The 12317-nt window shown below is 69.6% G+C and carries 11 protein-coding genes; 7 read left to right on the forward strand and 4 right to left on the reverse strand.

The window, feature by feature from the left end; all coding sequences use genetic code 11:
* Positions 1–21 precede the first annotated feature (21 nt).
* A complete protein-coding gene (locus tag D7X74_RS44980; RefSeq protein ID WP_304984910.1) occupies positions 22–1725 on the forward strand; it encodes a cyclic nucleotide-binding domain-containing thioredoxin-disulfide reductase in 1704 nt (567 codons plus the stop codon).
* Positions 1726–1793: 68 nt separating this feature from the next.
* Positions 1794–2120: a UBP-type zinc finger domain-containing protein gene (locus D7X74_RS08350; RefSeq protein ID WP_120532392.1), complete on the forward strand. Its 327-nt coding sequence runs from the start codon at positions 1794–1796 to the stop codon at positions 2118–2120.
* Positions 2121–2139: 19 nt separating this feature from the next.
* Here the strand turns inward: D7X74_RS08350 and D7X74_RS08355 are convergent, their stop codons facing one another.
* Positions 2140–2622, reverse strand: coding sequence for a hypothetical protein (locus D7X74_RS08355; RefSeq protein WP_120532393.1), 483 nt, complete (start codon positions 2620–2622; stop codon positions 2140–2142).
* Positions 2623–2696: 74 nt separating this feature from the next.
* Positions 2697–3668: an MBL fold metallo-hydrolase gene (locus D7X74_RS08360; RefSeq protein ID WP_120532394.1), complete on the reverse strand. Its 972-nt coding sequence runs from the start codon at positions 3666–3668 to the stop codon at positions 2697–2699.
* Between the two features lie 111 nt (positions 3669–3779).
* On the opposite strand from D7X74_RS08360, the gene D7X74_RS08365 reads away from it, so the two are divergent.
* The 3 genes from D7X74_RS08365 to D7X74_RS08375 all read left to right on the forward strand — a co-directional run bounded on the left by D7X74_RS08365 (position 3780) and on the right by D7X74_RS08375 (position 6263).
* Positions 3780–4697, forward strand: coding sequence for a LysR substrate-binding domain-containing protein (locus D7X74_RS08365; protein ID WP_120532395.1), 918 nt, complete (start codon positions 3780–3782; stop codon positions 4695–4697).
* A gap of 284 nt (positions 4698–4981) precedes the next feature.
* Positions 4982–5335, forward strand: coding sequence for a calmodulin (locus tag D7X74_RS08370; RefSeq protein WP_120532396.1), 354 nt, complete (start codon positions 4982–4984; stop codon positions 5333–5335).
* Positions 5336–5489: 154 nt separating this feature from the next.
* Positions 5490–6263 (forward strand): hypothetical protein, encoded by a 774-nt coding sequence (locus D7X74_RS08375; RefSeq protein WP_120532397.1) that lies wholly within the window; start codon positions 5490–5492, stop codon positions 6261–6263.
* Between the two features lie 194 nt (positions 6264–6457).
* Here D7X74_RS08375 and D7X74_RS08380 read toward each other — a convergent pair whose 3' ends face one another.
* Positions 6458–8212, reverse strand: coding sequence for a SulP family inorganic anion transporter (locus tag D7X74_RS08380; RefSeq protein WP_120532398.1), 1755 nt, complete (start codon positions 8210–8212; stop codon positions 6458–6460).
* A 174-nt stretch (positions 8213–8386) separates the two neighbouring features.
* On the opposite strand from D7X74_RS08380, the gene D7X74_RS08385 reads away from it, so the two are divergent.
* Both D7X74_RS08385 and D7X74_RS08390 read left to right on the forward strand, forming a co-directional pair.
* The gene (locus tag D7X74_RS08385) at positions 8387–9883 is read left to right on the forward strand and encodes a HAMP domain-containing sensor histidine kinase (RefSeq protein ID WP_120532399.1); all 1497 of its coding nucleotides are present in this window, start codon (positions 8387–8389) and stop codon (positions 9881–9883) included.
* Positions 9873–11318, forward strand: a complete 1446-nt coding sequence (locus D7X74_RS08390; protein WP_120532400.1) for a sigma-54 dependent transcriptional regulator — start codon at positions 9873–9875, stop codon at positions 11316–11318. The genes D7X74_RS08385 and D7X74_RS08390 overlap by 11 nt, the downstream gene beginning before the upstream one ends.
* A 105-nt stretch (positions 11319–11423) precedes the next feature.
* On the opposite strand, the gene D7X74_RS08395 is transcribed toward D7X74_RS08390, so the two are convergent.
* Positions 11424–11969 (reverse strand): hypothetical protein, encoded by a 546-nt coding sequence (locus tag D7X74_RS08395; RefSeq protein WP_199732651.1) that lies wholly within the window; start codon positions 11967–11969, stop codon positions 11424–11426.
* Positions 11970–12317: the final 348 nt, after the last annotated feature.

Consider the following 12317-nt stretch of genomic DNA (forward strand, 5'->3'; position numbering starts at 1 on the left):
CTTGAGTCGCGCCGCTCCCAGATGTTCCCCGTCCTGGATGCCCGGGACCAGGAGCACATGCTGCGCTTCGGTGAGGTCCGGCACTTCCGTGATGGGGAGTGCCTCGTCGCGGCCGGGCAACCGAGCCCTGGGATGTTCGTGCTCGTCCGGGGCCGCGTGGCCATCTCCCGGCGCGATGGCCTGGGGCACTCGAATCTCATCGTGGAGGAGGGCCCGGGACAGTTCCTGGGCGAGGTGGCCCAGCTCTCCGGCCGCCCCTCGCTCGTCGACGCTCACGCGGTGGGTGAGGTGGAGGTGCTGGTCATCCCCCCGCACCGGCTGCGCGCGCTGATGGTGGCGGAGGCGAACCTCGGCGAACGCATCATGCGCGCCCTCATCCTGCGCCGCGTGGGCCTTCTCGAGACCGGTGCCGGTGGCCCTGTCCTGGTGGGCCCTCCCGAAAGCGCGGGCAGGGTCCGCCTGGAAGGCTTCCTCTCACGCAACGGCCACCCGTACCTCGCGCTGGACCCGGAGCAGGGGGGCGAGGCGGCCTCGCTGATCGAGCGCTACGCGCCACGCGTGGACGAGTTCCCGCTCGTGGTGTGCCCCGATGGCTCGGTCTTGAAGAACCCCTCGGAGAGCACCCTTGCCCGAACGCTCGGCCTGCTCCCGGAGGGTGCCTTCGAGACGCGCTATGACGTCGCCGTGGTGGGGGCGGGTCCCGCGGGGCTCGCCACCGCCGTGTACGCGGCCTCCGAGGGGCTGCGGGTACTCGTCCTGGATCAGCGGGCTTTCGGAGGGCAGGCGGGCGCGAGCTCGCGCATCGAGAACTATCTGGGGTTCCCCACGGGCATCACCGGTCAGGCGCTCACCGCGCGCGCCTATGTGCAGGCGCAGAAGTTCGGCGTGGAGATGGCCATTCCGGCGGAGGTCGCCACCCTGCGCTGCGCGGACCCTGGTGCGCCGCTCGCGCTCGAGCTGACCGACGGGCGCAAGGTGCGCACGCGGACCGTGGTAGTGGCCAGCGGCGCACGCTACCGCCGCCCCGCGCTCGCGAACCTCGCCCAGTTCGAAGGCCGTGGGGTCTTCTACTGGGCCAGCCCCATCGAGGCGCGCATGTGCGACGGCGAGGAGGTCGTGCTCGTCGGCGGTGGCAACTCCGCGGGCCAGGCGGCCGTGTTCCTCGCGAACCACGCGCGTCGGGTTCGCATGCTCGTGCGGGGCCCGGAGCTCGCCGCGAGCATGTCCAGCTACCTCGTCGAGCGCCTGACCGCGTCCCCTCGCATCGAGTTGCAGCTGGAGACGGAGGTGGTGGCGCTGGCGGGCTCGGATGAGCGGGGCCTGCGGAGTGTGCGCTGGCGGCACCTGCCCAGCGGGCGGGAGGAGGAGCACGAAGTGCGTCATCTCTTCCTCTTCATCGGGGCGGACCCGGCCACGGATTGGCTCGCGGGCTGCGGTGTCGCACTGGACGCGAAGGGATTCGTGCGCACGGGCGTGGCGCCCGGCGAGCAGCCACTCCATGCGGAGGCCTGGGCGGCCGCCGAGCGGGCACCGTTCGCGTTGGAGACGACCCTGCCCGGCGTCTTCGCCATCGGCGATGCGCGTTCGGACTCGGTCAAGCGGGTGGGTGCGGCGATCGGCGAGGGTTCCGCCGTGGTGTCGCAGCTGCATGCCTGCCTGGCCTCCGCCACTGCGTCCGAATCCCGACGCGCCAGCACGCAGGGGCCGCCAGACGCGTTGCGATAGGCCCTCTCACATCCCCATGTTCGACACCCGGGGCCCTCGGACGGCGGCCCCCACTCGGAGCGCGAGCCATGAAGAAGGCATGTTCCCACCTGGAAGCGACCGCGCATCACCGGACGGCTCCCAGCCACCCCAGCGGCCACGGATGTGTCGAGTGTCTGAAGGACGGAGGTGAATGGGTCCACCTCCGGCTGTGCCTGACCTGCGGGCACGTGGGCTGCTGCGACGACTCGCCGTCACGCCACGCGACCCGGCACTTCCACGCCAGCGCCCACCCGGTCATCAAATCCTTCGAGCCTGGGGAGGACTGGGCCTGGTGCTTCGTGGACGAGCAGCTCCTCGAGCGGATCCCCACCTTCCCAGGTGAGTCGCCGTCGGAGCACTACTCGGCCCCCTGAGCGCCAGAGGAGAACCCGCTCAGGGCTCGCGGAAGCCGCCGCGCACCCACTCGTTGGCGACGTCTCGGGTGAACTTGAAGTTCACCGGCACGCGATGCTTCGCGACGGTCGCGCCAGCGTCGTCGATGGCTGAGAGCAGCGCGTGGGGCTCATACTCATCGGCCACGAGCTCCAGCCGGACCTCGTACCAGCGGCCCTCCCAGGCGATGGAGAGCTTCTTGGTCATGGCCTGGTCGCGCTGTCGCGCGGAACGGTCCAGGACCTCCGAGGCCGTTTTCACGAAGGTCGCGAATGCCGTCGCATCGAAGGGCTTGGGATTCTTCTTGTCGCGGCCCATCACCCACGGACTGATGAGGGCGGGCTCGGAGAGCCCCTGCTTGCGGATTTCCACGGCCCAGCCGTCGTCCTCCTCGTTCTTGATGACCCTGGCCGACCAGCCGTTCTTCCGCCAGAACGTAGGCTCCATGACGTCGGGCTCGGCAGGCGTGCGCTCATTGCTCATGGGCATTCCTCATAACCCCTGATTGCCCTTTGACCAGAAGAAGTAGCTGCCCCCTGCGTTCGAGGATGTGAGGCTCAGGTCCGGGGCTGCCAGCTCAGCCACTCCCCCGGGCGTGCCAGCTCCACGTTCACCTTCCGCTTCCGCGCCGCTGCCAGGAGCAGCGCTTCCGCGTCCGGGACCTCCTGGTAGTCCTCGGAGGCCGCGACGCCATAGTGGATGGGAACGAGCAGTCGGGCCCCCAGCACCACGGCCGCGGCGACCGCCTGCTCGGGTGTCAGGACGGCATGGACGTCGCTTACGGGCTTGCGCCAGCCGAAGCGTGCCCCGTTGATGGGCAGGAATGCAGCATCGAAGGGGCCGAACTGACGTCCGATGTGCCACCAGGACCCATGCCACAGCGTGTCGCCGCAGTGGATGATGCGACGGCCTCCTCCGGAGACAACCCAGGACACCTGGGCATCGCCGTAGCCGTCCGCCGCGGGAACGGCGGTGGCGGTGAAGTCATTGAGCAGGACGGGCTCGTAGAGCGGAGCGGACCGCACCCGGAACCCCGCCGCGGCGGCCGCGGCGGCCGTGTCCGGGGCGCACACCAGCGTGCCAGTGTCCCCCAGCACCTTGCGAACGGCCACCCGGTCGAAGTGGTCGGGATGGCGATGGGTCACCAGCACGAAGCGCCCGCCGTCGGCCACGTCCAGGGGGACGAGCGGGTCCTTCAGCGCGGGCCCCCACACAGCAGGGTCGAGCAATGGGTCCAGGAAGAGCGTGTCCCTCCCCAGTTGCAACCGCACTCCTGCCCAGGCCAGCCGCTGTGCGCGAAGCGCCGCGCTGTCGACAGGCTTCGCCGCATGGCCCGTGCCAGGAGGCAGGAGCGCCGCGCCCGCGGCGAGAGAGACCGCCGCGCGGAGGAAGTCCCGGCGGCCGGTCCGCCCGGGCCGCGCTGCCTCCGCCGATGCCTGGATGACCGGTTCGATGTCGTCGATTCGCGCGGACCTCCCTGGGGGTACGGCAGGGCTCTGCGTCCTCGGGGAGCTGTCTGTCTGGGGCATCCGTCCGCCTTCCTGGCAATGGGGCGACGACGTTAAGGAGGTCCACGACCTGAGTGCAGCGAAACGATTTCGCGAAGTTGATGAAGACGATTCATGTGAAGCTGCCCTGGCATGCTCGAGCTTCGTCACTTCAAGCTGATTGCCGCGGTCGCCGACACCGGAAGCCTGGCCGCGGCGAGCCGACAGCTCCACCTCACCTCCTCGGCACTGAGCCACCAGCTCCGCGACGCCGAGGAGCGCCTGGGCGTGAAGCTCTTCCAGCGCCGCCAGCGACGTCTGCTCCTGACCGGCGCGGGCGAGAAACTGCTCGACTCGGCGCGACGGGTCCTGAGTGAGGTGGCCCAGGCCGAGGCGCTCTGCCGTGCACACCCGCAGGACGACCTGCTCCGGCTCAGCACGGGCTGCTACACGGTGTATGGCTGGCTGCCGCCCATCCTGGGGCAGTGGCAGGCGGAATACCCGCGCGCCGAGCTGCGCATCGTCCTGGAAGCCACGCGCCAGCCCCTCGACGCGCTGCTGAACGGAGGGCTGGATCTCGCGTTGACCACGGACGTCCCACGGCAGGCCCGCCTGGCGCAGACCCCGCTCTTCGAGGACGAACTCCTGCTGGTCGTGCCCGCGGGCCACGCGCTGGCGCGGCGCGGCCATGTCACGGCGGAGGAGCTGGTGTCAGAGCACCTGCTCACCTATGCCGCGCCCCGGGAGCAGCTCGATGTCTTCACGCGCGTGCTCTGGCCCGCGAACGTCGAGCCTCGGCGGGTCTCACCCGTGCCCCTCACCGAGGCGCTCATCGAGCTGGTGCGAGGGGGAGTCGGCGTGACGGCGCTGCCCGGATGGATGCTCCCAGCCCGGCGCCGTGGACTGCACACCCTCCGGCTCACGCCCCGCGGGATTCGCCGCCGCTGGAGCGCTGTCACCCGCACGTCCCGCCAGCGCCCCGCGTCGTTGACCCGCTTCATCCAGCTCCTGCGCGAGCGCTTCGCCTCGGGCGCACCAAAGGCTCCCCAGCCGCCGGTGGGCATCGTGTGACGACTCAACCCTGTCTCCTTACCGGGTGTTGTGGCGGCTCACGCAGGGGGAGCGCAAGTTGTTGGAAGTGGAGAGCAACGCGCACAAGATGAAGGCCTTCGTGCGCTTCCGGCGGGTGGAGCGTGAGGGCGAAGAGAAGCAGCGCTTGCACGCGAAGCCCGGGTGGCGGGAGGGGTGCGCGCATCGCACTAGCACATTCCAAACACACCCATCCATCCCCAAGCCGGTTCCCAGAGGAAACCCAATCATCTACACCGGGCGGCCACCACAAAAGGAGCCTCACAATGGCAACCGCCACCCGCTTCGTCTTCACCCAGCCCAGCTCGCCTGGGGCCGAATTCGTCATCGAGCTGACGGACGAGTCGACGATCTCCCATGCGCGCCGCATTCTCTCCGGAGACGAGAAGAACGAGGTTCATGTCCACGGGCGCATCATCAAGAGGACCGCTCCCTACAATCCGAAGTTCTCGTTCCACATCGACCCCTCGACCATCCGGTTCTTCGCGATGGCCATCGAGGTGTGCGACGCCAACATGATGTACGTCGAGGAGCACCTGGACGAAGCCGGCGGCGCGTTCCTCCCTGGCAGCCACTGGTGCCCGTGGGACTCAAAGCTGACGCGCGAACTGAAGGGGTAGGCGGCGCGCGCCGCGACTTCATGTCGCGGCCTCTTCCCCGCGTGGGAGGTGCCGGACGCGTTGGCGCAGGTCCTGCGGGAGTTCGCCAGGACCTTGTCGCCCTGAGCGGTATGGGGTGTGCTGCGAACCTTCACACCCCACTGAAGGCACTCCCGTGAATCTCTCCTTCGCGCGTCTCCTCCTCGGCTGCGTCCTGTCCACCTCCCTGAGCGCCTGTGACACCAGCGTCGCCGACGATGACGATGACGACACGGACACCGGCGGCGACAACATGGTCGTGACCGGCATCTGGAACCGCTACGGCAGCGAGTACGGCTATCAGACCGACATCGCGTACGGCGGCATCGCTGGCCAGTCGTCGGACCGGGTCTACATGTGCGAGCTGCCCGGCTCCCCCTCCGCGGGCCTCTACAAGGGCCGGCTCATCAGCCCGCGGATGATCCGCTGGGACGCGAACCACAACCTGCCCGACTACGAGGTCGTGTTCGAGGGCACCACCATGCGCTTCAAGCCCCAGAACGGCACCAACACGTTCCTGGGCCAGTACCGGCAGGGCACCTGGACGCCCGGGGCCTGCGACTTCACGCTGAAGGACGGCGAGCTCATCGACAACTCTTCCACCGCCTACGTGGTCTTCGACAACAGCGGGGAGATGAAGATCAACAGCGTGAAGATTGGCGGTGAGGGAATCCCGGTGAAGGCGAGCGCGGAGACCGCGTGCAGCGTCACGACGCTCATCCCTCCTGGCACCGGGAGCAACGGCGACCTCACCGTGTCCATCAGCTACAGCGGCGTGGGCGTCAATGGGCCCTACAGCCGGACCCAGACCCAGTCCATGTACCGGTCGGACTTCAAGCCGGGCTGCAACAAGCTCGCGGTCGAGTTCGGCTGCGGCGCGCTCGCCGTCTGCGTCTATCCGGTCCCGTAGCCTCCAGCAGCCCTGATGGGGGTGGCTCCTCCTCTCCTGGAAACAGTCTTTCCGCCGGGAGGGGTGCGCCATTCAGGAGCACCGGGGCTTGCCCACGGCAGGTGCGCCTGGCCCTGGCCATGGGAGCGTGGCCAGGGCCGGCGTGTCATCCCGCCTCTGCACTCAATCGCGAGCCAACTGCCGTGCGCAGCGCTCTACGGGTGCGCGGAGTGCGCTGCGGGGGCGGCGGAGTGCACGGGGGGCGCGGGGAGGACGACCGGCTCCACGGGCACGGAGGGCTGCACGAGGCCTGCCCCCACGAGCGCCTCTTCAATCGAGCCGTGCATCCGCGCTTCGAGCAGGTGCTGCGCGAGCGGCTCGAGCGCGGCCTCCAGTTGGGATGGCACCTTCACCAGGGCCAGGTGCGCGCTGCGCACGGAGAGGAACTCCGCCAGGTACTTGAGCGTCGCCACACCGGCGGCGTCCACGAGCGACACCCGCGACAGGTCGATGACCACGAGCTTCGCCCAGGGTGGGCCGTCGAGGAGATCGTAGAGCTTGATGTGGTTGATGAACAGGATGGGCCCGCCCACGCGCGCGACCAGGAGGTCCAGCGCCTGGGGGGCATTGGGCACTTCCGGAGCTTGCACGTGCAGGTTGCGCTGCAACTGCGACGCATCCGTCACCCGCTGCACCTCCAGCCGCAGGGCGCCATGGCGCCGCACGTAGAGGAGGGTCGCCAGCGCGAGCCCGGCCCCGATGCCGGCAAACACATTGAACACAGCAATGCCCAGCGCGGTGACGAGCACCACGCCCAACGTCGACTTGGACTGATTCCACATGGCAACAAGGCCCTCCAGGTTGAGCAGCCGCACCCCCACGACCAGTAGGATCGCGGTGAGTGCGGCAATGGGGATGCGCGCCACCAGCGGCGCGAGAAGCGCCATGGCCACGAAGAGCCACAGTGCATGCATGACGGAGGCGGCGCGGGTGCGCGCGCCGGCTTGAATGGACGCGCTGGCGCGCACGATGGCGCCCATCACCGGAAAGCCGCCGAAGAGTCCGGCCGCGATGTTGGCCAGCCCCTGCGCGACCAGGTCCTGGTCCAGGTCACTGTGGGTGCGCGCACCCGTGAGCGCATCGAGCGAACTCGTCGCGAGCAGCGAGCCGAGCGACGCGAGCAGCGCGAGGCCCAAGGCCGCCGGCAGGAGTTCCGCCAGGTGCACGCCTTCGAAGGACGGCAGCGACGGCATGGGCAGCGAGCGCGGCAAGGCGCCCACCGCGTCGTAGCCCGCCCCGAGCCAGACCATGAGCCCGGTGCCAAGCGTCAGCCCCACGAGAACCGCGGGGATGCGCTTGTGCAGCCGGGGCAGGGTCAACATGGCCAGCGCCGTGAGGGCTCCGGCGGCAACGCCAAGCCAGCCCACGTGCCCGCCCCAGGTGCGCTGCATCACGAGCGCCATGGCATCCGGGTGCGTGTCCTCCACCGCGAACAGCCGCGGCATCTGCGTGTTGAGCAGCAAGAGCCCGATGCCCACCGTGAAGCCCATCACCACCGGCCGGGGGATGAGCCGCGCGAACCGCCCGGCGCGCACGAGCCCCAACGCCACCTGCATGGCGCCCGCGAGCACCGTGGCGATGGCGAGGCCCGCGGCGCCATGCGCCGCCACGATGGCCGCGGCCAGGGGCAGCAGCGCCGCCTCCGGGCCGGTGACCTGGAAGCGGCTGCCACTGAGCAGCCCGCCCACGATGCCAGCCACCACGCCGGAGACGAGCCCCACGCTCGCGGGCAGTCCCGCCGCGGTCGCGAGCGCGACATTGAGAGGAAGTGCCACGCACGCCACGCTCAAGCCGGCGGCCGCATCGGCGGGCAGGCTGCCTGGGTGCACCATCTCGCGCCAGCCGTGGATGAGCTCGCCCGCACGCTGGGTCCAGAAAGGTCGCTTGGAGAAAACGGTCGTCGAACGCATGGACGACGGCGTCTTTCAGATGTCGTGCCAGCCACCCTGTCCGAGTGCAGCGTGCCCCCGCTGTCGGTCCATCCCAGCAGAGCCCCTGTCGGCTCAGGCCAACACTGTCGGGGCCGACAGACGGCCGTGCGAAGTGACGGGGCGCGCTCACGGAAGCGCGTTAGATTGCGCGCCATGTTGGTGCTTCGACTGCGCTCCCGGCTCCTGTTGTCCTACGCGGTGGTCACCGCGCTGCTGGTGGCGGCGTTCTCACAGATGGCCGTGGGCCTCATGCGCACCCACGAGGTGGTGGCGAGCGTGGGCCAGCAGGAGCTCGCATCCTTCGAGCGAGAGCAGCGTGTGTACGTCGCGGCCTGGGCGCTCGAACTGGCGGTGCGGCGCGGGGTGGTGGCCTGCGAGCAGCGCGGCAGCAGCGCACCCACCGTGCACCGCGCTGTCGCCAGCGCACGCCAGGAGCTCCAGACCGCGCTCGGCGCCGGCTCGGTGCAGCTCGATGCGGGCATCCGCGCGAGCGCCCAGGACTATGTGCAGTACGCCCTGCAATTGGAGCAGGCCGGCACCTGTGAGTCGATGCTGTCGTTTCCCCTGCGTGAGCGGCGGCTGCAGCTGGATGAGGTCCTCACCACGGTGTGGTCCGAGCGCACGCGGGACATGCGCCTGGCCATCCAGGCGAAGGAGGACCACGCGCGTGCCATCGGCTCGGCGGCGCTGCGCTCAGGCGGACTCTTCGGCCTCCTGGGCATCCTCGCCGCGGGAGCGCTCGCCGTCGCGCAGGCGCGCGCGGTGTCGAACTCGGTGGCGCTGCTCTCCACGCATGCGCGCCGCATTGGCCAGGGTGACTTCAGCCCCCTGCCCCCATTGCGCGGGCCCGAGGAGCTGCGCGCGCTCTCGCTGGACCTGGACCGCATGCGTGGGCGCCTGGCGGAGCTGGATCAGCTCAAGAGCGCGTTCGTGGCCTCGGTGTCCCACGACCTGCGCACGCCGCTGGCCCGGGTGCGCGAGGCCCTCTCGCTCCTGGGCGATGGCAGCATCGGCCCCCTGACGCAGCAGCAGGCCCGCGTGGTGAAGCTCGCACAGGCAGCGTGCGAGCGTGAGATCCGCATGGTGACCTCCGTGTTGGATTTGTCGCGCGTGCAGTCCGGCCAGCCGCTGCAGCGCAATGCCGGGGCCTCGGTGGACCAGATTGTCCAGAACGTCCTTCAGGACCTCGCCTTTGAAGCGGATGAGCGCAAGGTCCAGCTGGAGTACGAAGCAGCCCCAAAGCCCGTGCGTGCGCCCATGGATGACCCCCTTGTCGAGCGCGCCCTGTCCAACCTGGTGAGCAACGCCATCGCGGTCTCCAGCGCGGGCAAGACGGTGCGCATCACCTGTGAGCTGGTGAGCCGCAAGCGCCCTGGCGCCGCCAGCCCCTTGCCCGCGGTCCAGCTGTCCGTCGCGGACGAGGGCCCCGGCGTGCCCGCGCACGCGCGCGAGTGGATCTTCCGGTCCTTCGCGAGCCTCGAGGTGGGTGGGCGCCGCAGCACGGGGCTGGGCCTTGCCATCGCGCGCGAGATGATCACCGCGCATGGAGGTGAGCTGTCGCTCGCGGACAGGCCCGGGCCTGGAGCCACCTTCACCTTCTGGATTCCCCTTGAGGACCCCGCGTCCCCTGGAGGCCGCCTTGACGCATGAGCCCCCCATCCAGAAGCCCCATGTGCTCCTGGTGGACGATGACCTTCAGCTCGCGGAGCTCATGTCCATGCGGATGACTTCACGCGGCTACCACGTGACAGTGGAGAGCGAGGGCAAGGGCGCCCTGCGCAGGCTCGCGCAGGAGCGCGTGGACGCGATGGTGCTCGACCTGCGCCTGGAGGACATGGATGGCATGGATGTGCTCCGGGCCGCGCGACAGCGTGCTCCCGAGCTGTCCGTCATCATGCTCACCGCGCACGGCTCCATCGAAACCGCGGTGCAGGCCATGCAGGAGGGGGCCTACGGCTTTCTCACCAAGCCGTTTCACGACCACGAGCTCATGCAGAAGCTCACGCACGCGCTCGAGCGCTCGCGCCTGCGCGGGGAGGTGGCCGAGCTGCGGCGGCGCATGGGTGAAGACGGCGAGCCCTTGCTCCTGGGCATCAGCGAGGCCGTTTCGCGCGTGCGCGAGGTGATTGCCCGCATTGCCCCCACCGACGCCACCGTCCTGCTCACCGGCGAGAGTGGCACCGGCAAGGAGCTCGCGGCGCGGATGCTCCACGTGCTCTCGCGCCGCAACACGAAGCGCTTCGTCGCCGTCAACTGCGGCGCCCTTCCGCCAGAGCTGCTGGAGAGCGAGCTGTTCGGACACGTGAAGGGCGCGTTCTCCGGGGCCGTGCGCGAGCGCGAAGGCCTGTTTGGCGCGGCCAATGGCGGCACGCTGTTCCTGGATGAGATTGGCGAGGCGTCCCCGTCCGTGCAGGTGAAGCTCTTGCGCGTGCTGCAGGAGCAGCGGCTCACGCGCGTGGGCGCGGACGTGGAAGAGTCCGTGGACGTGCGGGTGGTCGCCGCCACCAACCGGGACCTCGCGGAAGAGGTGGCCGCGAAGCGCTTTCGTCAGGACCTCTACTTCCGGCTGCACGTGGTGCCCATCGAGCTGCCACCCTTGCGCGAGCGGCTCGAGGACATCCCCTTGCTCGCGCAGCTCTTCCTGGAGCGCACGGCGAACCGCTATGGCCTGCGTCCGCCGCGCCTTGCGCCTGCGACGGTGGAGCTCATGCAGCGCTATGACTGGCCTGGCAACGTCCGAGAGCTCATCCACGAGATGGAGGCCGCGGTGCTCCTGGCCGGCGCGGACGAGCTTCAACCGCGACATGTGCCTCGCCTTGGCCAGGCGCTGGAGCGGCCCCCAGCCGAGAGCGCGCAGCTGCCAGGCGTTCCAGGCGGGACAGCGGCCTTGCCCTCGCTGCGCGAAGCACGCGATGCCTTCGAGCGCGCCTACCTCGCGGAGGCCATGCGCCGCAGCAGCGGCAGTGTCAGTGCCGCGGCTCGGATGGCCGGGCGCAACCGGAGCGACTTCTACGACCTGCTCAAGCGACACGGACTGTCCGCCGCTGACTTCAAGGGAACCTCCGAGGACGGGCCCACACGCTGAGCCCGCACGTCGGATGAACGGGGAAGGCCCCGAACCGCCACAGTCGCGGGAGGGCCACGGCAGAAGAGGTCCCTCCACCTTCGTGCTGCGCCCCGACGGCATGGGTCACGGCGCGCGCTGCCACTCCACCAGCGTCCAGACGAAGTAGCAGATCGCGGCCAGCCCCCCGACCCCCAGGAGGAACACCGGCCCATGGACAAGCAGGACTGAGTTCATCGCGTGGAGGAAACGGCGCGCTCGCGTACGAGGAGGCCCGAACGCGTCCTCCAGCCTGCGGGCCTCCTCCTCGGTGACGAGGAACAACGGCGTGTCCGTCACCTCGTCGATGATGAAGGATTGCCACCGGGGAACATGGAAGCCCCCCTGGCCGTCCCGGTCGAGGTAGGTCTCAATCACCTTCGCCTGCTCCAGGTCCTCCACGCGTTTCCAGAGCGTGCCGCCCGGCGGGGAGTCATCGTTTTCGCGGAGGCAGCTCACCTCGAAAGAGATGCGCGAGGAGAGCAGCTCTGGAGGGCCTCGGAACACGCGCGCCACCCGTCCCATCACCACCGCTTCGCCTGATGTGCCAGGCGGCAGCTCAACGCGCTCAATCTCGACTTGAACGTGCAGCGCCGCCTCCACCGCGGCGCGAGCGTATTGGTCGGGGGGCATGGCCATCGCTGGAGCCTACCCTGGCCCTTCTTGTGGCTTCCGCTGCCGGCCCGGCAGCCAGCCCCTCACCGCCAGCACGACCGAGCACCGGCTGACGCGGGCCGTGGAGCGGGCGGGCATCACCCGCGCACAGGAGGCCATCACATGGCACGACCTGCGCCACACTGCGGCAGCCATCTCGCGAGGCGGGCGTCCCCCTCAAGGTCATCCAGGAGCCGATGTGGTGTAGCCCCCTGAAGAGTCGGACAGGCTCGTTCAGCTAGAAAGCGAGTCTGACGATGGAGAAGAAAATCCAAGAGGGAGCCGAGGAGAGCAGGCGTCGTCGCCGGTACTCGGCGGAGGAGAAGC

This window comes from Corallococcus sp. CA047B (assembly GCF_003612065.1).
Taxonomy (GTDB): domain Bacteria; phylum Myxococcota; class Myxococcia; order Myxococcales; family Myxococcaceae; genus Corallococcus; species Corallococcus praedator.

Coding starts and splice junctions, on each gene's coding strand:
- D7X74_RS08360 (WP_120532394.1), bottom strand. CDS start 3,668: ATGCCCCAGACAGACAGCTCCCCGAGGACGCAGAGCCCTGCCGTACCC.
- D7X74_RS08350 (WP_120532392.1), top strand. CDS start 1,794: ATGAAGAAGGCATGTTCCCACCTGGAAGCGACCGCGCATCACCGGACG.
- D7X74_RS08380 (WP_120532398.1), bottom strand. CDS start 8,212: ATGCGTTCGACGACCGTTTTCTCCAAGCGACCTTTCTGGACCCAGCGT.
- D7X74_RS08385 (WP_120532399.1), top strand. CDS start 8,387: ATGTTGGTGCTTCGACTGCGCTCCCGGCTCCTGTTGTCCTACGCGGTG.
- D7X74_RS44980 (WP_304984910.1), top strand. CDS start 22: ATGTTCCCCGTCCTGGATGCCCGGGACCAGGAGCACATGCTGCGCTTC.
- D7X74_RS08370 (WP_120532396.1), top strand. CDS start 4,982: ATGGCAACCGCCACCCGCTTCGTCTTCACCCAGCCCAGCTCGCCTGGG.
- D7X74_RS08355 (WP_120532393.1), bottom strand. CDS start 2,622: ATGAGCAATGAGCGCACGCCTGCCGAGCCCGACGTCATGGAGCCTACG.
- D7X74_RS08365 (WP_120532395.1), top strand. CDS start 3,780: ATGCTCGAGCTTCGTCACTTCAAGCTGATTGCCGCGGTCGCCGACACC.
- D7X74_RS08395 (WP_199732651.1), bottom strand. CDS start 11,969: ATGCCCCCCGACCAATACGCTCGCGCCGCGGTGGAGGCGGCGCTGCAC.